The organism is Runella zeae DSM 19591 (assembly GCF_000423565.1).
Classification (GTDB): Bacteria; Bacteroidota; Bacteroidia; order Cytophagales; family Spirosomataceae; genus Runella; species Runella zeae.
In genome coordinates, this window is the sequence record NZ_AUIF01000038.1 from 1 (window position 1) to 18,992 (window position 18,992).

General features: G+C 42.3%; 18 protein-coding genes. 2 read left to right on the forward strand and 16 right to left on the reverse strand.

Annotated features, from left to right (window positions below):
• Positions 1-308, forward strand: a 308-nt coding sequence (locus tag G563_RS34480) for a transposase family protein (protein ID WP_037326431.1), incomplete at its 5' end; no start/stop codon positions are given.
• A 191-nt stretch (positions 309-499) separates the two neighbouring features.
• Here G563_RS34480 and G563_RS0111610 read toward each other — a convergent pair.
• The 8 genes from G563_RS0111610 to G563_RS34490 form a co-directional block, all read right to left on the reverse strand.
• Positions 500-1,069: a Crp/Fnr family transcriptional regulator gene (locus tag G563_RS0111610; RefSeq protein ID WP_028665463.1), complete on the reverse strand. Its 570-nt coding sequence runs from the start codon at positions 1,067-1,069 to the stop codon at positions 500-502.
• Between the two features lie 22 nt (positions 1,070-1,091).
• On the reverse strand, positions 1,092-1,316 hold the full coding sequence (locus G563_RS0111615; RefSeq protein WP_028665464.1) for a DUF2798 domain-containing protein: 225 nt from the start codon (positions 1,314-1,316) through the stop codon (positions 1,092-1,094).
• Between the two features lie 139 nt (positions 1,317-1,455).
• The gene (locus G563_RS0111625; protein WP_028665465.1) at positions 1,456-2,076 is read right to left on the reverse strand and encodes an HD domain-containing protein; all 621 of its coding nucleotides are present in this window, start codon (positions 2,074-2,076) and stop codon (positions 1,456-1,458) included.
• A gap of 19 nt (positions 2,077-2,095) precedes the next feature.
• On the reverse strand, positions 2,096-3,232 hold the full coding sequence (locus G563_RS0111630) for a hypothetical protein (protein ID WP_157585269.1): 1,137 nt from the start codon (positions 3,230-3,232) through the stop codon (positions 2,096-2,098).
• 174 nt (positions 3,233-3,406) lie between these two features.
• Complete coding sequence (locus tag G563_RS0111635) at positions 3,407-3,979, reverse strand: YdeI/OmpD-associated family protein (RefSeq protein WP_028665467.1); 573 nt, start codon at positions 3,977-3,979, stop codon at positions 3,407-3,409.
• 105 nt (positions 3,980-4,084) lie between these two features.
• Positions 4,085-4,483: a hypothetical protein gene (locus G563_RS36940; protein WP_157585271.1), complete on the reverse strand. Its 399-nt coding sequence runs from the start codon at positions 4,481-4,483 to the stop codon at positions 4,085-4,087.
• Between the two features lie 99 nt (positions 4,484-4,582).
• A complete protein-coding gene (locus tag G563_RS0111645) occupies positions 4,583-6,148 on the reverse strand; it encodes a hypothetical protein (protein WP_028665468.1) in 1,566 nt (521 codons plus the stop codon).
• 27 nt (positions 6,149-6,175) lie between these two features.
• On the reverse strand, positions 6,176-7,177 hold the full coding sequence (locus tag G563_RS34490) for a GNAT family protein (protein ID WP_051210924.1): 1,002 nt from the start codon (positions 7,175-7,177) through the stop codon (positions 6,176-6,178).
• Positions 7,178-7,226: 49 nt separating this feature from the next.
• On the opposite strand from G563_RS34490, the gene G563_RS0111655 reads away from it, so the two are divergent.
• Positions 7,227-9,143: an ABC-F family ATP-binding cassette domain-containing protein gene (locus G563_RS0111655; RefSeq protein ID WP_028665469.1), complete on the forward strand. Its 1,917-nt coding sequence runs from the start codon at positions 7,227-7,229 to the stop codon at positions 9,141-9,143.
• A 10-nt stretch (positions 9,144-9,153) separates the two neighbouring features.
• Here G563_RS0111655 and G563_RS0111660 read toward each other — a convergent pair whose 3' ends face one another.
• From G563_RS0111660 to ccoN, 8 genes are all read right to left on the reverse strand, one after another.
• Complete coding sequence (locus G563_RS0111660) at positions 9,154-10,212, reverse strand: response regulator (RefSeq protein ID WP_028665470.1); 1,059 nt, start codon at positions 10,210-10,212, stop codon at positions 9,154-9,156.
• A 34-nt stretch (positions 10,213-10,246) separates the two neighbouring features.
• The gene (locus G563_RS0111665) at positions 10,247-11,491 is read right to left on the reverse strand and encodes a PAS domain-containing sensor histidine kinase (RefSeq protein WP_028665471.1); all 1,245 of its coding nucleotides are present in this window, start codon (positions 11,489-11,491) and stop codon (positions 10,247-10,249) included.
• A 74-nt stretch (positions 11,492-11,565) separates the two neighbouring features.
• Positions 11,566-12,927, reverse strand: a complete 1,362-nt coding sequence (gene hemN / locus G563_RS0111670; protein WP_028665472.1) for an oxygen-independent coproporphyrinogen III oxidase — start codon at positions 12,925-12,927, stop codon at positions 11,566-11,568.
• Between the two features lie 80 nt (positions 12,928-13,007).
• A complete protein-coding gene (locus G563_RS34495; RefSeq protein ID WP_051210925.1) occupies positions 13,008-13,703 on the reverse strand; it encodes a sulfite exporter TauE/SafE family protein in 696 nt (231 codons plus the stop codon).
• Positions 13,704-13,751: 48 nt separating this feature from the next.
• Positions 13,752-14,186 (reverse strand): FixH family protein, encoded by a 435-nt coding sequence (locus tag G563_RS0111680; RefSeq protein WP_028665473.1) that lies wholly within the window; start codon positions 14,184-14,186, stop codon positions 13,752-13,754.
• A 36-nt stretch (positions 14,187-14,222) separates the two neighbouring features.
• On the reverse strand, positions 14,223-15,635 hold the full coding sequence (gene ccoG / locus G563_RS0111685) for a cytochrome c oxidase accessory protein CcoG (protein WP_028665474.1): 1,413 nt from the start codon (positions 15,633-15,635) through the stop codon (positions 14,223-14,225).
• A 52-nt stretch (positions 15,636-15,687) separates the two neighbouring features.
• A complete protein-coding gene (locus tag G563_RS0111690; RefSeq protein WP_028665475.1) occupies positions 15,688-16,755 on the reverse strand; it encodes a cbb3-type cytochrome c oxidase N-terminal domain-containing protein in 1,068 nt (355 codons plus the stop codon).
• Positions 16,756-16,840: 85 nt separating this feature from the next.
• Positions 16,841-18,985 (reverse strand): cytochrome-c oxidase, cbb3-type subunit I, encoded by a 2,145-nt coding sequence (gene ccoN, locus G563_RS0111695; protein WP_028665476.1) that lies wholly within the window; start codon positions 18,983-18,985, stop codon positions 16,841-16,843.
• Positions 18,986-18,992: the final 7 nt, after the last annotated feature.

Sequence of the window (18,992 nt, forward strand, 5' to 3'; positions counted from 1 at the left end):
ATGTTGATTTAGGTTATCTTGGTATTCAGAAAGAATACAAATTTTTGTCTTTAAAGATTCCATTTAAAAAGCCCAAAAAAAGCAAAAAAAATCCTTATCCAAGCTTAACATTAGAGCAAAAAAACTACAACAAGTCTATTAGTAAAAAGCGAGTTTTTGTAGAAAATGCAATTGCAGGAATAAAACGTTATCATATTTTAATTAACAAGTATAGAGGAAAATCTAAGGAAAAATTTGATGAAAGTATTGAATTATGCGCAGGCCTTTGGAACTTCAAAATCGACTTTAAGAAAAAGATAACTTGTTAGTAATCAACAAGAAAACAACTCTATTGCTTTGGATTTGTAAATGGAACGTGTGAGCGGCGATTTTTTTGTTTTGTAAAACGGTTCCGCTGTATACCGTTGATTCTTTTTGGTAGCTCATTTCTGTCAATTTTTTTTTGTAAAATTATTGACATGCAATGTGATACGCTTTGATGTAGATCAAAAAAAGAAAGTCAAACTTTTGATTTTAAACGGCTCAGCGTTTCCTGCGAAATATTGAGATAAGAAGCGACCATTTTATTCGGCAAACGCCTTACGATGATTGGATTTTCGTTAAGCAATTGGCGATATTTTTCGGTAGCATCTTGTGTAAGAAAAGACATGAGACGTTTGGTATTGTTTACGTAGGCTTTTTCGAGGTAATGGCGATAAAATTTTTCCCATTGCGGAATGATTTCGAGCAAATGATAAAAATCCTTGTGCGTGATATAAAGCAATTCCGAATGCTCGACTGCTTGCATAAATTCTTCAGAAGGCTCACCTGTGATGAAACTTGCTAGAGCCGTCGCAAACTGGTCTTCAAAAGCAAAATATCGGGTGGCATCCTGCCCTTCCTCGTTGATGAAAAATATCCGTAAACAACCTTTGCCAACGAAGAAGGTTCGTTGGCTAGTTTGTCCGTGGGTAACCAAAAGCTCATTCTTCTTTAATTTCAATGGTTTGAAGAAAGAAAGAATGATTTTTAATTCGTCTTCACTTACTTTGATTTGGGTATTGAGGTAATGTGTGAGTTGTTCGTACATTCAAAATTAGTTGGCTCTTAAATTACTCTTTTACGGTTAACTTTTCTGCCAGTTTTCGGGCATTGGGAATAATGAGAAATGCTGCCGCATACGCTACGGGCAACATGACGCTCCACGCTTTCATAAATTTGACAAACCAGTCTTCGCCGAATCCATAGTTGCGCATAAGACCTACAAATGCCATAATCAACGTCATCGGAATTACCACAAATAGGGTGTTGATGTACTTAAAGTGTTTCTTTTTCATTTATTTGAATTGTTAAGAAGATGAATAATGGTGCAAAAATGCAACGCTTATTTTCTTCAAACTTTGATGTAAGTCAAAAAATGCTGGTTAGTTGGTTTTTTAGACTCATCATGTCTTTATGGGATATATCTATTTTCTACTAAGATAAGCTCTTAAGTTCGTGATGAAGGTTGATGCGAGCCTGATACTCAAAGCGTTCATAAAAATAGTCGGTTTTGTATATGCGAGGCATAGCCACAAAATGTTGTAAAACTTTTCGTCGACCTGGCTTGTAAATCAAGTCTGGATAGTATCGATACTCTTTCCGTATCAGATGTGTATAGTGTTTGTACGCTTCAGGAGTACTACCAAAAATAGCCAAATCAGCGTCAATGAAATAGTTGGTATCTTGATTATTTGATTCTATGTGGCCTTTGGTGGCTATTATTTGAGCACAACAATGCGCTATACTGTTTTGGGGCAAGCCTAGCTGCTCAAGTCTTTCGGCGGCAAGTTTGGCACTTTGCTCTTCGTTATTGTTTTTTAGGACATTATACACGATGTCATGATAAGCTACGGCCATCATGAGAGATTGCCAATTATTAATTTTGTCAAAGACGTTTGACAAAGAAGCCACTAAAGCGTTGAGATGTGAGAGGTTGTGATAATGGCGTTCAGGTTTTGAATACTGATGTTGGATTTCACTCCAAAGCTTTTCGATGAGGGGTAGGTCCTTTGTTAAGGTCGCAAGTTGTTCTTTGAAAATCTGTTCAAACATCATATTAATTCAAATGAAGCCGCTATTTTCCAGTGACAGGGACTCGTGAGGTTTTGATGACAGGCTCCGAAAATGTCTTTGTTTCATAACGAGGCTTGAGGATTATGTCCGAGTAGGTTTGTTCTTCGTAGACGTTGGTTTCGAGAATAGCAACGACCTTCACGGTAGCATCTATGGCCTGTACTAGGTTGTCGTTGGAGAGAAGTACATAATAAGTCCCTTGGCATAAGCTTGGTTCCGTGAATTTTCGATAGCCCGCTACGCCTTTGCCTTGGTCATAAACAGTATATTTTTGACCCGCCACAAAAAGATCTTTATTGGTCTGATTAGCAATGGCATAATACACATCTTCTCCAGCTTTGGGGGTGGCTAAATCAGTGACCACACCCGCTGCCAATGCCCCTAGTGGTGTAGTAAAGTAAGCCACCGCACCTTTTACTATGTTTTTGATGATTTGTGCATTTTGTTTCCAAGCTAGATTGGCTTCTTTTCCTACGCCCACCCAGTAAGCCCAAGCGATTACTTTGGTGGTTTTGTAAGGACTGATTTGGTGGAGTGGAAGTTTGAATGATAGAGAAGTTTTGTTGTGATTGCTGAGGTTGGCGTTTGAGTGCACCCTTTGTGGTTTATCAAAAATCAACTCTTCTTTCTGCTCAGTCTTGACGAGTACTTTCTTGGTCTTTTGAATATATGTAGTATCATAGCCTGCAATGACCTCTTTGGTATACGTTTTGTAGGTGGTTTCGTCTCGGTCTTCCCACGTCACCGAAGTATTGAAACGAGCCGTTTCTGCACTAGCCGGGATGCGTTGAACCTTGATTTTACAGATTCGGCCAGTAAGAGCCGTATTTTTAAATCTAAAGATATAAACTCCTTGCTTGGGTACCTCGATGGTTTTATTTTCCAAAAAAGTGACTTTGTAATCCGCATACCGAGGGTTGTTGGGATATTCTACAATTTCGATTTCTTTCAACTCTTTGGTGTCAACTTCTTTGAAATTAAGAACGATTTTGTCGCCAGCGGCAAATCCAAAATAAAACTCCTCTTCTTTGAGTCCCCCTATTTTGAGGGTTTGCTCGGTGACTTCTACGGGTTGTTGGGCGGGTAGGGTGGTGGTCAAAAGTACAAAACCTAAAAAGGCGGCTACTATTCTAAACATAGGGTTTTGATTCAAATGATAGAACTTTTTCAAGTTGATGAACAACGCAATGTTAGTAATTAAGCTTTTATTTCTCCCAAAAAATTGAATATTATTTAACCCTAAACCCATTTTATTGGGAATAGTACTTATCATTTGTCAAAAATAGCGGTGTATTTTCAATAGCCCGAAGCTTTAACGGAATTGTTTAGGTAATTGCTTTTGACTTGCTAAGGATGCTACTTCCTGGATTCTTTTTTGCCTCGTTTCGGGGCGTTTGGCGAGTACGAGCCAGTGCAATAAGGACTTTCGGACGGATTTACTTAATCCCAAAAAATAACTTAACGAGGAAGGATAGTTTTCAAAAGCCTCCGTCAAATCTTGAGGGATAATGAGTGCTTCAATCTCGTCCAACATATCCCAAGAACCGTTTTGCTTTGCAATTTCAATACTCTTTAATCCCGCTGAGGTCATTAAACCTTCTTCAGTGAGCCGTGCTATTTTTTCTTTGTTTATTTTAGACCATCCACTGCGGGGTTTTCGTGGACAAAAAAACTGGATAAAGGCGTCGTTATCTACCGAGACGCGAGTGCTGTCTATCCACCCAAAACATAACGCCTCGTCGACGGCCTCACTCCAGCTAATGGTGGGAATATTGGTGTGTTTTTTATAACAAACCAGCCAAATAGATGACTTAGAATGATGATTTTCATGTAACCATTCGCGCCATGCTTGGCGGCTTTGGGGATAAAAGGTCTCCTTTTCCATAAGTGCTGATTACGTCAGGTATTTTATGACAAATTTAATACTTATGGTTGACAGCCCTATGTCAGGAGTATTTTTTGGGGGACAGGTAGATGAGCTACCACAAACTTATGCTTTGGCGATTTTTCTAAGCATAGTGCCGCAGCTTACTAGAATAGCCCCTATAGTAAACATAATAATATGAAGTGGGTTAATATCTCTCACCATGATGATTTGAATCAGTATCCAGCCACTCAGCAAAATACCCTGAATGATAATAAGCACAGGGGCATTTGCTTGGTGTTTTATGGTAGAAAATGCCGTCAGTAAACTCAAAATGCCGTTTACAGAAAACAAAACTAGGCCGGGGATTAGAAAAGAACGGAATGGTGAAAATTGTAAATAATCGACGGTCATTCCCATTTTAGAGCCAGAAGGGTCTATCATAAATAGGAGTCCTGCTATGATGGCATTGAGAGCTGTCAAAAGGAGGGAAGCAATGGAGAGGATTCTTAAAAACTTTTCCATTTTCGGAGGTGAATCATTGGGCGTTTGGTAATAATGAGCCAATAAATCTACCTCAGTAAGATGGTAAAATAAATAACATAGATCAGTTTTTGCCTTTGATTATTCATAACCATGATACAAATACAGGGCACCGTAGGTCCAGTTGGGGCCTTCTAACCCAGGATAATTGAATCGGTCCATCATCAATGCCACGTATCGGAAGGGATAATCGTCGGGGAGTTGTACTACATTGGGCCATACTCTGGTACCTGAGCTGGCATCCCAAGGAGGTAAATCCATTCCTAAAGTGCCTACTGACTTGAGGTCAGGATAAGAGTAAATGAAAATTTTGCGCTCTTGGCTACCCGAAAAACAGTAGCGTTTGTCCCCTATTTTTTGGATAGAGGTACCCGTAGAATTAAAAGTGACGGGGCCTGCAATGCGGCGATAACCTTTGTTCCACTCTTCCGACTCCAGCATGATAGCCTTGTAGCCGTTGATATTCTCACAGGTGAGTATGCGCCATTTTTTTGCGATGTCGTCAAATAAGATATGGGGATCTTCAATGTCTCCCACTACTCCAAAAGGACTTGCACTCATCACCGAAAAACCAAAACGCGGGTCTTTTTGACTCTCAACAGTTAACAGTTGCTTTTTCTCATTTGGATGTGCATAAGCACTAAAACCTGTCGTGATACCCCGCCATAGCTTGTGCTGTCGGTCGAAAAAAATATGAGAAGCGATTTCGTTGCGAAGAAGGCCGTCGGCGCGGTCAAACAAGATAACCCCTTCTAAGCGAACATCAAACACGGAAGGATCCATACTAAAAACCCCTTGGATATGGTGTGGCAAAGCCCTGCCCCGAATGGACATGGTGTACCAAAGTCGCCCACGGTCAAGCATAGGTTCGCCGTCTTCGTAGGTTATGGCCCTAATATCGGCTAGTCCCATACCGCTGCTAAGGGTTGAGGTTATTTTATTGATAGAGATGTGTCCCGTTTGTTGTGATACATATAAATGCGATTGAAAAGAATTGAGGTATTGTTTTTTGCGTAAATCAATATACCGACCAAAATCAGACTGACCGATAGGTACAGGCAAACTATCTTTCTGGACATATAAAGTAAGACCACTACCAAGCATTTGTAGAATAATTTTTCCAGAAATACGGCTTTTTAGGGCGTTTTTAGTGGCGATTGTGCTATCTTTTATGACCTTGGAGCCTTGGAGTAGGGTTTGGGTTATTCCGGTGATTTGTAGGTCGTTGTACTTGATTTTGATAAAAAATTGCTCATTTTTAGCCGCATCTGCAAACATAAACCCTAATTCGCCTTGGCCTTGGCAAGAGGCCAAATCAATAGTATAGGTAGCAAATGGATTGAATCCGCCAAACCAAATGGCCGTGCGTGTATCGGTCTTAGATTGAATCGAAAGTTGCGCCTCATGAATCTTGACATCTGCTTTTTCATGGCCCATATGAGTAATCGGGTACATGGCCGATAGCCCGATGATTTCGCGAGGGCTCAATGCCGCCAACGGAATAGATTGCTGTTCGTCAAAGACAAACCTACGCACTCCTTGTCTTACAAACTTGATTTGGTCGGGTGAAAGAGGGGGCTGGGCAAGGAGGGAATTAAAAAAAGAAAAAGCAAGAAAAAATAAGGCAAGCGTTTTGCGAGGATTCATAGCGAATAGAAGCAACAAGGTACTATTTCAAACAATGATTTTGTGAAATTGGAGTTTATCACAGTTTTTTGCTCCTAAATTTTGTTTAAATCTGCGTAAACTGGGTTTTTCGAGACCATGCTCATCTACCGACACCCCCAAGTCTAAAAGGCTGATATCGTGTTTTTGACAGTAATCATAAAGCCCTTTGTTGAGCATTACGGCTGGGCTGAAAGTACGATAGCTGAGGTTGTCGGCAGGACAAAAATTGTACAAGACCTGTTCTCCCACTTGTACCGCAATGGTAAGCGAGGCGATGGTATCGCCGTCTTTGACACAGTAGATACGGAAATATTCGGGAAAAACACGGAGCCACATTTTGAATTGCTCAAGACTGAACGACAACGAATAGCCAAGTGACCGACGATTGTGCTGGATAAATTGATAAACATCCTCAGGAATGGGCTTTTGCCATTCTTCAAAGCGAAAACCTGCTTTGGTACATTTGCGTAGGCGTCTTTTTTCGGAAGCATGTAATCCTTCCTCAAAACAACAGGACGTAACAGCAAGGTGCTGATTGGAAGTAGATTGGAGTATACCAAACGAATTCCGTAACAATCCTCTTTTAATAAAAGCCGTACGGTTTGGATTATAACACGCGGGGTAATATTTGAGTGTGATAGACCTAATCCCGAGCGTTTTGCTGAAGTTCTCAATAAAATGGAGCCATTCGTCAAAGTCTTCATGACTCAAATGCTCGGCGATTTCGAAAGAGCCGAAAGACGCTCTAAAAGGACTAATGCCTTTAGGAGTTTGTACAAACAAATGAAAAAATCCATAAGCCTCGGACTGGGTATCGGCGTTTGTCAAGACAAAAGTATAAACTTCTTCGGCTGCTTGATACCTGACATGCAGAGGGGTATTGAACAGCCAAGGGGTCCATCGGATGCGAAAATGGTGTAGAATTTCAGGCTCGTTCCTAAACACACGTGCCGTATAACGTCGTGGCTTGGGAGATTTTGCCCTTTTCTGTGGGATTATGGACGTCATTCTGTGATTACTTGTCGGACAAAGATACAAAATCCGCTAACTTTGCGGCATGATTTCAATAACTAACTTATCATATTACTTAGGCGACCGAGCCTTGTACGAAAATGCATCGTTGCATATCAAGCCCAAAGATAAAATTGGCTTGATTGGGCTAAACGGAACGGGTAAATCTACCTTGTTGCATTTGATAGTGGGGAATTATCAGCCCGATGCTGGTACTATTTCAAAAGCAGGAGGATGCACTATCGGCTTTTTGAATCAAGATTTACTATCGTACCAAACCGAAGATTCGATTTTGTCGGTAGCGATGCAAGCCTTTGAGCGGCAAAATGAGCTTCAGCGTCAAATAGATAAGGTTTTGCACGAAATGGAAACCAATTATCGCGACGAACTCGTCGATAAATTGGCGCGGGTACAAGAAGAGTTTGAAGCGCTGGATGGCTATTCTATTCAATCAAAGGCCGAAGAAATATTGGAAGGATTGGGCTTTTCGACCACTGACTTGCAAAAACCGTTGCGGCAGTTTTCGGGAGGATGGCGTATGCGGGTGATGCTCGCCAAACTACTTCTTCAAAAACCTGCCCTTTTGATGCTTGATGAACCTACCAACCACTTAGATTTGCCGTCGATTCAGTGGGTAGAAAAGTACGTGCAGAGTTATGAAAATGCGGTAATAGTGGTATCGCACGACCGCGAATTTTTGGATAATGTCTGTAACACTACGGTAGAAGTAAGCGGACAAAAACTGAATTATTATGCCGGAAATTATTCTTATTATATAGAAGAAAAAGCCCTGCGTGACGAGATACAAAAAGGCGCTTACGAAAACCAACAAGCCAAAATTCGTCAAACCGAACGCTTCATCGAACGCTTTAAGGCCAAAGCTACCAAGGCCAAACAAGCCCAAAGCCGTGCCAAAATGTTGGACAAGCTAGAGAGAGTAGAAGCGGTAGTAGATGCCAATGCCAAGGTGTATTTTAAGTTTCAGTTTACGACTCAGCCCGGTCGGCATGTGCTTCAGCTAGAGGATGTATCAAAAGCATACGGCGAAAAGGAAATTTTGAGACATACCAATGTGGCCATGGAACGCGGGGACAAAGTGGCATTGATTGGTGCCAATGGCAAAGGAAAATCTACCCTTCTGCGTATCATTGCAGGTACAGAGCCTGTCGATGGCGTGAGAAGATTAGGACACAATGTACTCTTTACGTTTTATGCCCAGCACCAGCTCGAATCTCTCAATGTAGAGCATACTATATTGGAAGAACTCAAATATGCCAATCCGACCAAAACCGAAACCGAATGCCGCACGATTTTGGGCTGTTTTCTATTTACGGGCGACGATGTATTCAAAAAAATCAAGGTGTTGTCGGGAGGGGAAAAATCGCGGGTGGCGCTGGCAAAGGTGCTGGTTTCAGAGGCTAACTTCTTGCTGCTTGATGAGCCTACCAACCACTTGGATATGCAATCGGTCAATATCCTGATTCAGGCGCTTCGTCAGTACGAAGGGTCGTATGTGGTAGTCTCGCACGACCGCTTTTTTGTGGAAGCCATTGCCAACAAAATTTGGTACATCGAAGACAAAGAAGTGAAAGTATACCCCGGTACTTATGAAGAGTACGAATGGTGGCAAGAGGAAAGAGTTGAAGAGCAGGCCGTAAAGCCGGTGGAAATTCCGACCGCTCCCGTTATGACTGCTACAAAGTCCAATGGGCAATCAGCAAAAAACACTAACGGAACTACGCTCAAACAGCTTCAGAATAAAGTATCCCAAATCGAGCAGAAAATCAGTGATTTGGAAAAACGAAAAGAGGATGCCGAAGCTAAACTATCCGACTCAAACATTTACAACGATCCCGCCAAGTTGGCAGAGTTGAATCGTTTCTATGCAGATATTAAGCAAAAAATTGACGAAGCCACCGAAGAGTGGGAGCAGGCCATGCTCGAAGTAGAAGCATTGGGCTAGAGAATGAGGACTAGTTCCTCATTCTCGCCAATTTTTCATAATCAAGCACTGTAATCAAGCTCCCTTTCATTTCGATGAGGTGCTCGTCTTTGAAATCAGAAAGAGTACGAATGACTGTTTCGGTGGCGGTACCGACGATACTCGCCAAATCTTCCCTTGTGATTGAAATCGCAAAGGGTTTTGATTTGTCTTCTTGGTAGCGATTGGCAAGCATGATGAGCGATTCGGCCACGCGTTTTCTGACCGAATTGTAGGCCAATTTGAGGAGTCTTTCTTCTCGTTCGCGAACTTCATTAGAAAGCATTTTGATGAATTTGGTGGCTACATCGCGGTTGTTGTAAAGCAGTGCATTAAATTCATCTTTGGGGATAATCACTACCTCGCTATCTTGTAGCGCTACCGCCGAATCTTGATAGGTGGTATTTTCTAGTAAATCCAGATAGCCAAAAAAATCGCCCGGTTTATGGAGTTCTATGATGTATTCTTTCCCAAATTCGTTAGATTTTAGGTTTTTAATTTTTCCATTTTTAAGGAAATAAACCGCATTAGGATAGCTCCCTTCTGAGTAAATAATCTCTCGTTTTTTATAGGTTTTGGTCTTCTTATTTTCAGAAAGCTTTTTAAGCGATTCAAAGGATTTTACTTCGTCCAAAAACTCATAAAGTCCTTCTTCGGTTCTTGAATATTCGGTTTTGAGCAAATCATTTTTTCGTAGTCGCGTTTCAACCGCACTCAACAATTCTACATCATCATAGGGCTTTGTCAGATAATCATCCGCACCCAGGGTCATGCCTTTGCGGTAATCTGTTTTTTCGGCTTTAGCTGTCAAAAAAATAAAAGGAATACTCGCCGTACTGGGTTCTCTACTCAATAAATGTAATACCCCGTAGCCGTCGAGTTCGGGCATCATTATATCACAGATAATAAGGTCAGGCTCATTTTCTTGGGCCAACTTGATCCCTTGTTTGCCATTTTCGGCCGTAATTACGTTATAACGAGCCAATTCTAGAATTTCGGCCGTATTATCCCGCATTTCGGGATTATCTTCTATGAGTAAGATTGTTTTCATCGACATAAGAGGAATGCTTGCCCCATTACAAGCATCAACAGCAATTGGGGAGTTGAATTCGAATGGTAGTTCCTAAGTTGATTTGACTTTCTATATCAACCGTCCCTTCCATCAATTGAATGTATTTTTTTACTATGTTAAGTCCTAGGCCCGTTCCCTGAATAGTTCCAGAATTGTGGGCTCGGAAAAAACGGTCAAAAACATAAGGAATATCTTTTTCGGGAATTCCGATTCCTTGGTCAATCACTTCTATCAACAGGGTTTTTTCTTTAAGCTGAGTATTGAGCAACACATCTTTGCCTTCGCCCGAATACTTGGTAGCATTAGAGAGCAGATTGATAAGGATATTCTTGAAAAGATGACGATCTATGCATACTTCCTTTTCGCCTTCATGTGTGTATTTCATTACCTGATTTTCTTTGCATACAGGGCGCAGCTCTTCGACGAGTTCGGTACAAAAATCGGCCACATTAAACAAGACAGGTACGTTTCGGATTTGACCTTCTTCAAGCTTGCCCAATGATAGAAAATCATTGAGAATCTCAGTCAGGTTATTGACCGTCGATTTGATACGCTGTACGTGCTTTTGGCGTTTTTCGTCTTCTTCGGTATGGATATAGCGCCCAATCAACGAAGCTGATGACAAAATCGTAGCCAATGGCGTGCGAAACTCATGCGACGCTATGGTCACAAATTTGGTCTTCATGTCATTGAGTTGGCGTTCTTTTTCGAGGGCACGCATTACTTCCTGTTTCGATTGCTCGATTTCTTCAAGAGCTTGCGCGAGTTCGCGAGTTCGCATCCTCACTCGTTCTTCCAAATCTGCGTTAAGATGTTGGATTTGACGATTGGCTTCGATAAGCGCTTCCGCTTGTTTTTTGCGGGATGTGATGTCGATGATAAAACTCACAACATAATCGCCTTCACTTGTACTAAATGGACTCAGGCTTACTTCTACCGGAAACTCGCTATTGTCTTTTCTTCGAGCCCATAAATCAAAATTGCCGCCCATACTCCTTGCCTTAGGGGCTTGAGCATAGTTCATTCGGTGGGAAACATGCTTGTTAGCATAACGTTGCGGAATCAGAGTCTCAATTTTTTTATCAATCAATTCCCCTTCTTCATAACCAAATAACTCCTGTGCTTTTGGGTTAACTAACTGGATAGCGCCCCACGAATCCACGACAATAATTCCCTCTGTTGCACTTTTGAAAAGCGCATCTAGCATTTCGACGTGTCTTCTCATCGCTTGGGTTTGTTGAATAAATATTTCTAACATACCAAATACGGAGGTTATTACGGTTTTTCCAAAAAAATTAAAACTTTATTAAATTGTATTTATAGCCTAGTATTTCAGAAGACTTGACTAAAAATCGTCGTTTGCGGTACGTCTCCCCAGAGTCGTGCATCGAAGGCCATGCTGATATTACGAATAAACGAACGACCTAAAGGTGTCACTGTCAAGTGGAAAGGCTCAATGCTCACTAGCTCGTCTCTTTCGGGTTCGTCGAGTCTTTCGAGAGCTTCATAAAGTGCTTTACATTGATCTTTGGTATCGTACCAACTTGTTTCGAAATGACACATCAATTGTTGAATATGCCGGCGTAGGATAAGGTCTTCGCGGGTCAATACGTGTCCTCTAAAAATAGGTAACTGATTTTGCTTGAGGCGTTCGTAATAAGCTTCTACCGTTTTTTCGTTTTGGGCATATCCCCACCAGCAATCTCCAATAGCCGATACCCCCAAACCTACCAAAAGACGGGTATTGCTTGTGGTATAGCCCATAAAATTACGATGCAGGCGTTTTTGTTCTAATGCTTTGTAAAGTTCATCGGTTTTGAGTGCAAAGTGGTCCATGCCAATATCTGCATAACCTGCCATTTCTAATACCCCACGGCAAGTTTCATAAATAGCCAGTTTTTTGGAGGCATCGGGTAGGTCATCTTCCGTAAACTTGCGTTGACCGGGTTTGACCCACGGTACATGCGCATAGCTATACAAAGCGATTCTATCGGGACGTAGCGCGATGACTTCGCCGATAGTTTGTGTCATGGTACATACGCGCTGCTGAGGAAGGCCATACACTAGGTCAAAATTGACGGAAGTATAACCAATCTCACGGGCTTTTTCGGTAACGTGTTTTACTTGTTGATAGGTTTGGGGGCGGTTGATAAGATGAAGAACGACAGGGTTAAAATCTTGAACTCCAATGCTGATACGTCGAAAGCCGACTTCATACAAAGCTTCTAGGTGTGCATCGGTAGTACTTGCAGGATGGGCTTCAAATCCAAACGCTGCTTGCGGGTGTACATCTGCTTTTGCTAGTAATCCTTTGATAAGATTTTGTAAATGATCAGGGCTAAAAAAAGTGGGAGTGCCACCACCTAAATGAATTTCTCGAATCAGTGGTCGTGAAGGCAAAAAATCTAGATAAAGTTGCCATTCTTTGAGCACTGCTTCTATATAAGGATTTTCTACTTTATGATTGACCGTAATGCGGGTATTACATCCACAGTAAGTACATAAGCTTTCACAAAAAGGTAAATGAATATAAAGGCTGATTCCTTCGGTGTCGTTGCTGACCGCAAACATATCTTTCACTAAATCTTGCCATTTAGTCTCGGTCATCGGGACTTTGTCCCAATAAGGCACCGTGGGATAACTAGTGTATCTTGGGCCAGGAACATTGTATTTTTGTAAGAGATGGGTATTCATGATAATGTCCGATAAAAACTACATTTACCAAAAATGAAATTGTTTGTGGGAGTAAAATATGACAAAGGTCATCGTTGGTGTTATTTTCCATGACAAATCGGAATTTCGGGGGAAGATTTATGAAAAAATGAGTCTCCCGAAAACTGAAAACCTCTTATAATGAGTAAAAGAGCCGTGGCCGCTACAATAGCGGGCATGAGTTGGCGGGCTTTGTTTCTAAAACTTACCGAAAAAATATTTTTTACAAATCCTACTGCGCTCATCGCAGGTAGCGTCCCTAATCCAAACAATCCCATAAACAAAGCACCTTCGGCGGCATTGCCTACGGCAAATGAGCTAATGAGAGCCATGTATACCAATCCACAGGGTAAAAAGCCATTGAGTACTCCCAAGGTAAACAATGCGCCGAAACTTCGCCGAGAAAGCAATACACCTAGTTTCTTTTTGAGCCAAGCGACGCTTTTTTGAAGTGGGAGAGGTGTAGAAAGTTGGTCGAGCCAGTGAGAAGAGTAGGCTACTGCGCCTAACATCACCAAGCCAGACCCTACTGAAAGAAATCGCTGCAAACCCGCAAAATTGAGGGCAGTTCCGAGACTGCCCAGTAAAAAACCAAGTAGACTATAGGTAAAAGCCCGACCCAAATTATAGCTCAAGATACCTAATGTCTTGCCATAAAAAGAACGATGATGCACTGGCAAGGCAAGCGCAATAGGGCCACACATACCGATGCAATGCAGGCTACTCATCAATCCCAACGAAAAAGCTAGATAAAACATCTTAGGTGAAATGGGCTAATCTGGAACAACAACTTATCCAAAAAGTCTTTATAGATTAATAATACCTTCGTTCCAATATTGAGTACCGTTGGCTTGCCAATCAAACTGAATCTGATAACGCCCGTCGGGTATCTTTTCTAAAGGAATCGATTGACTTGACTGTGCATCGATTTGAATGGGTAATTTAAAGTCTTTCCGATTGTCGGAAGGACAATAAAAATTGATGTGTCCGCTGATATTTTTAAGATTTTCGGGGTATTTGACCTGAATACTGTGCTCGGTCACTTCCCAAGTAAGCGGAGTGGTGAGTTTTTGGGCTTGTTTGATTTTATCAATTTTACCCTGAAAACGTAATTCTTCTTCGTAATAACTATCGGTGACGAGGTCGATTTTTTGAACCACACTCATACCAACCATAGTGAGTATCATGGCGACAAACAGGCCATAAAATGCCCAAATGCCTTTTCCCCAAGAGAGTTTCATATGAATAATAAAGTAAAATGTGAGAAATGAGTGAATTTATTCTTCGGGTGCAATAAACGAGGTTTTGAATTCTTCTAATTTTTCGCCATTGGCAAAAATACCCAGCGTTACCTCTGTGCGTCGTTTGGTGATTTCGGATTTTGGTAAAGTGATAATCACCGAGCCTTCTACCATTCCGGCGGCATTAAGATACAGATTGGGAATCCCCGCAAATTTTAAAGTGCCATTGGGTGAGATGATTCGCATCTCTGGTGCAATAGGGTGATTGGTTTTATTGAAAAGTTTAAAAGTATAGAGGTTGCTGATACTTTTGTCGGGGTTTTCGATAAAACGTGACCCCGGCGCTCTTAATAACGTAGTCTCGGTATCGTCACGGGTCAAGATAGCGTATCCAAGTCCTATCCACAAGGCCGATAGCACTACGGCATAAGCAATGGTACGAGTAGTGATGAGTTTGCTTTTTCCGCTTGCGATGTTGTTTTCAGAATCATAGCGAATCAATCCTTTAGGAAGTCCTACTTTGTCCATGATATTGTCGCAAGCATCAATACAAGCTGTACAGTTGACACATTCCATTTGGGTACCATTCCGAATATCGATACCCGTAGGGCATACATTCACACATTGGAAGCAGTTGATACAATCGCCGGCGGTACGTTCGGCACCTTTGCGAAGTTTTTCGCGGGGTTCTCCTCTTTTATAATCGTAGGCAATCACCACTGAGTTTTTGTCAAGCAACACTCCTTGCAAACGACCATAAGGACAAACAACCGTGCAAGCTTGGTCGCGAAGCCAAGCAAAGTTGAAAAAGAAAATAAGCGTAAAAGCAGAAATGCCTAAAAATAAAGTAAGATGCTCAGAGATAGGTTCGGCGATAATCTTGTATAATTCGTCAATCCCCACAAAATAGCTCAGAAGGAGATTGGCAATGAGGAATGAAAGAGCTAAAAATAGGATCGCTTTAGAAGTTCTTTTAATAATTTTTTCTTGATTCCAAGGGGCTTTTTCCAAGGCGCGTTGTGCTTTCCAATCGCCTTCTATCCAATATTCGATTTTACGAAAAACCATCTCCATAAATACAGTTTGGGGACAGGCCCATCCGCACCATACTCTCCCAAAAACAGTCGTAAAAAGTACGATAAAAACGAAGAAGGAAATCATCATAAGGCCAAAAAGCCAATAATCTTGGGGGCCAATGAAGATGCCAAATACGATAAATTTTCTTTCTAGTACGTTAAACAAAAACAAAGGTTGACCATTCACTTTGATGAAAGGAAGGCCAAACATAACGGTCAATTGAAAAATAGTAAACCACACGCGGCGGTTGTGCCACTTTCCCGTTGGTTTTTGAGGAAAAAACCAGTTTCTTTTTCCTGTGGTATCATCTACCGCCGCAAAACTATCGCGGAAGGATTCATCAAAATCGGGATGTGTATCGAGGGGTTGCATAGCATTTGGGTTGCAAAAAGAAGAGGGAGGATTAGAACCCTCCCTCTTTGGTTTATTTGGATTCTAAAGCCACGGTACTATCGGCGGCTGCTTTGGTTTCTACATAAATCTCACCTTGCGGTGCTTTAGGAGCGGCGGTTTTGGCGCCTTTTATCGAAATGATATAACTCGCTACTTGCTGCATTTTGAGAGGGTTCAATTGTTTTTCCCACGCAATCATCCCTTTTTCAGGAACTCCATACTTAATGGTCTTGAATACATTTTTGATACCTCCACCGTGTAGCCAATATTCGTCGGTCAGGTTGGGGCCTACGGAGCCACCGCCGTCGGCGGCATGGCAAGCGGCGCAGTTGGCCACAAAAATAGCCTTCCCTTCTTCAATCGATTTGGCATCGGTCGCAAACGTAACAGAGTTTTCGTTGATTTTGGCGGCTGCTTTTTCTAAGAAGGCAGCTTTTTTGGTTTCAATGACTTTCGACTCTTTTTCTAGCTCAGTCAACTGTAAATCACCTGTTTTGGTAAAGTGATAGTGAATCAAATAAAAAATGGCGAAGACAATAGTACCCTGAAACAAGAAAGCTAACCAAGGCGGCATACGATTGTCGAGTTCGTGGATACCGTCATAGTCATGTCCTTTGATAAGGATGCGTTGTTCGTCTTGAAGTTTTACGCCAAATCCAGTCCAACGCTGCCACCAACGGTCGCTAAACAAAGGAGCTGATTCGCCGCGTAAATCTTCGGGGGCTTCGGCAGAAGTGGAAGTGCCTTTGGTTAATTTTTGGAGCAACATCAACACTTGCACTAGTACCACTACTACGGCCAAAATCACCAAAACCAAGAGCATCAATATCAAATAAGTTATTAACTCTTGATCTCCGGCTTTTTTGGGCTCTGCTTGGGCAAAAGCAATGCTGGTGATGAAGAAAAGTAGAAAGGTAGAGATACCTTTTTGAATGGTGCCGTCTTCAAGTGGTAAGCGGCTGATGGCTTTGACGGTCTGTTTATCCATTCGAATAACATACCAAATCAGCCCTACGCAAAGTACGGTGAAAATCAGCAGACCGATGAGCGGGTAAATACCCACGCCTTCGATGGTTTGGAGATAATTTCTGAATTTCATTGGTTGTATAATATTGGGTTTGTAGAGGAGACTTTCCAAGCTAGAGCTAAGTCCGCTTGCCGCTTGGAAAGTCTATTTTTTGTCATTATTGAGCCTTAATGTCGGTGCCTAGACGTTGCAGATAAGCTATCAGGGCGATGATTTCCTTGTCTGCTTTGGTTTTGATACCATCTTTTTTCAGACTAGTCACTATCTGGTCGGCTTGGGCCTGCGCATCGGCAATCGCCTTGTCTTCATAGCCTTCGCTATAAGGCACACCTAGCGTACGCATGGCACTGATTTTGGCCGGGGTAGTGCTTAAGTCAAGTGTACTTTCCAACAAAAAGGGATACTTCGGCATGATAGAACCTGGCGACATACTCGTAGGATCTTCCATGTGGTTGTAGTGCCAAGAATCGGGATATTTGGCACCTACGCGGTGCAAGTCTGGGCCGGTTCGTTTTGAGCCCCACTGGAAGGGGTGGTCGTACACATATTCACCCGCTTTTGAATATTCGCCGTAGCGTTCGGTTTCGCTACGGAAAGGTCTTACCATTTGAGAGTGGCAAGTATAGCAACCTTCCCGAACATAAATATCACGACCTTGCAGTTCAAGAGGAGTATAAGGTTTGACACTTTCGATAGTTGGGACATTGGACTCTACCATAAAAGTAGGTACCATTTCAATAATTCCGCCGATGATAACCGCTATCAATGCAAAGAAAGTAAGCATGACAGGTTTGCGTTCGAAAATACGGCTGTGCCAAAACTCATTGGCTGGCTGATGCCAAATAGAAGCCAGAGAAGCAGCACGGGCGTTTTCGACTTTGATGAGTTTGCCACTAAGGGCGGTCATAAGAAGGTTGTAAGAACCTACTACAAAACCTAACAAATACAACGTACCGCCAATACCCCGGAATACATAGAAAGGAATCAACTGGGTTACGGTTTCGAGGAAGTTAGGGTATTTCAAGAAGCCTTCTTCCGTAAATTCTTTCCACATCGACGACTGAGTCCAGCCCGCCCAGTACATCGGTACTGCGTAGAAGATAATGCCGAGGGTACCAATCCAGAAGTGGAAGTTGGCGAGTTTGAGCGAATAAAGTGGCCGTCCATACAAACGAGGGAATAGCCAGTACATAATCGCAAAAGTCATGAATCCATTCCAACCCAACGCCCCTACGTGTACGTGCGCTACTATCCAGTCGGTATAGTGAGCGATAGCGTTGACGTTTTTGAGCGAAAGCATTGGCCCCTCAAACGTAGCCATACCATAGGCTGTAACGGCCACCACCATAAATTTGAGTACTACATCTTCCCGAACTTTGTCCCATGCACCACGGAGGGTAAAGAGACCGTTGATCATCCCACCCCAAGAAGGGGCAATCAACATCACAGAAAATACAACCCCCAGCGACTGCGCCCAGTCAGGAAGAGCAGTGTACAACAAGTGGTGAGGACCCGCCCATATATAAAGGAATATCAAAGACCAAAAGTGCACAATCGATAAGCGATAAGAATAAATAGGGCGATTGGCGGCTTTTGGTAAGAAATAATACATCAAACCCAAATAAGGAGTAGTAAGGAAGAATGCCACGGCATTGTGTCCATACCACCATTGGACAAGTGCATCTTGCACACCAGCATACCATGAGTAGCTTTTGGTGAGAGAAATAGGCAGCTCTACACTATTGACTACGTGCAGCATCGCTACCGTCACAAAAGAAGCTAGATAAAACCAAATAGCGGCATACACATGCTCAACGCGGCGATTGATCATGGTCATCACTAAGTTGAGCAAACCTGCTACCCATACCACTGCGATGGCGATGTCGAGGGGCCATTCTAATTCGGCGTATTCTTTACCAGTAGTGATACCCAAAGGCAAGGTAATAGCCGCACCTACGATAATCAATTGCCAGCCCCAAAAATTGATTTTACTCAAAAGGGGACTCCACATAGGGGTTTTGAGTACCCGAGGTGCCGAATAATACAGCCCCATGAAAAAGCCGTTTCCGACAAAAGCGAAAATGACGGCATTGGTGTGAAGGGGGCGCAATCTCCCAAAGGTAGTATAGGAAAGATCAAAATTAAGCGCCGGAAAAGCGAGCTGGAAAGCAATGAGTACGCCCACCAGCATACCCACTATCCCAAATACAATGGAGGCAATGGCAAAGTTACGTACGATAGTGTTGTCATACTGAAACTCTTCCATGTCAACTGTAGAGGTCGTTTTGGAAATTGGTTCCATACAAAAA

Bases quoted from the DNA above. Each gene is read 5' to 3' on its own strand.
- G563_RS0111610 (WP_028665463.1), bottom strand. From the start codon at position 1,069: ATGTACGAACAACTCACACATTACCTCAATACCCAAATCAAAGTAAGT.
- G563_RS0111615 (WP_028665464.1), bottom strand. From the start codon at position 1,316: ATGAAAAAGAAACACTTTAAGTACATCAACACCCTATTTGTGGTAATT.
- G563_RS0111625 (WP_028665465.1), bottom strand. From the start codon at position 2,076: ATGATGTTTGAACAGATTTTCAAAGAACAACTTGCGACCTTAACAAAG.
- G563_RS0111630 (WP_157585269.1), bottom strand. From the start codon at position 3,232: ATGTTTAGAATAGTAGCCGCCTTTTTAGGTTTTGTACTTTTGACCACC.
- G563_RS0111635 (WP_028665467.1), bottom strand. From the start codon at position 3,979: ATGGAAAAGGAGACCTTTTATCCCCAAAGCCGCCAAGCATGGCGCGAA.
- G563_RS36940 (WP_157585271.1), bottom strand. From the start codon at position 4,483: ATGGAAAAGTTTTTAAGAATCCTCTCCATTGCTTCCCTCCTTTTGACA.
- G563_RS0111645 (WP_028665468.1), bottom strand. From the start codon at position 6,148: ATGAATCCTCGCAAAACGCTTGCCTTATTTTTTCTTGCTTTTTCTTTT.
- G563_RS34490 (WP_051210924.1), bottom strand. From the start codon at position 7,177: ATGACGTCCATAATCCCACAGAAAAGGGCAAAATCTCCCAAGCCACGA.
- G563_RS0111655 (WP_028665469.1), top strand. From the start codon at position 7,227: ATGATTTCAATAACTAACTTATCATATTACTTAGGCGACCGAGCCTTG.
- G563_RS0111660 (WP_028665470.1), bottom strand. From the start codon at position 10,212: ATGAAAACAATCTTACTCATAGAAGATAATCCCGAAATGCGGGATAAT.
- G563_RS0111665 (WP_028665471.1), bottom strand. From the start codon at position 11,491: ATGTTAGAAATATTTATTCAACAAACCCAAGCGATGAGAAGACACGTC.
- hemN (WP_028665472.1), bottom strand. From the start codon at position 12,927: ATGAATACCCATCTCTTACAAAAATACAATGTTCCTGGCCCAAGATAC.
- G563_RS34495 (WP_051210925.1), bottom strand. From the start codon at position 13,703: ATGTTTTATCTAGCTTTTTCGTTGGGATTGATGAGTAGCCTGCATTGC.
- G563_RS0111680 (WP_028665473.1), bottom strand. From the start codon at position 14,186: ATGAAACTCTCTTGGGGAAAAGGCATTTGGGCATTTTATGGCCTGTTT.
- ccoG (WP_028665474.1), bottom strand. From the start codon at position 15,635: ATGCAACCCCTCGATACACATCCCGATTTTGATGAATCCTTCCGCGAT.
- G563_RS0111690 (WP_028665475.1), bottom strand. From the start codon at position 16,755: ATGAAATTCAGAAATTATCTCCAAACCATCGAAGGCGTGGGTATTTAC.
- ccoN (WP_028665476.1), bottom strand. From the start codon at position 18,985: ATGGAACCAATTTCCAAAACGACCTCTACAGTTGACATGGAAGAGTTT.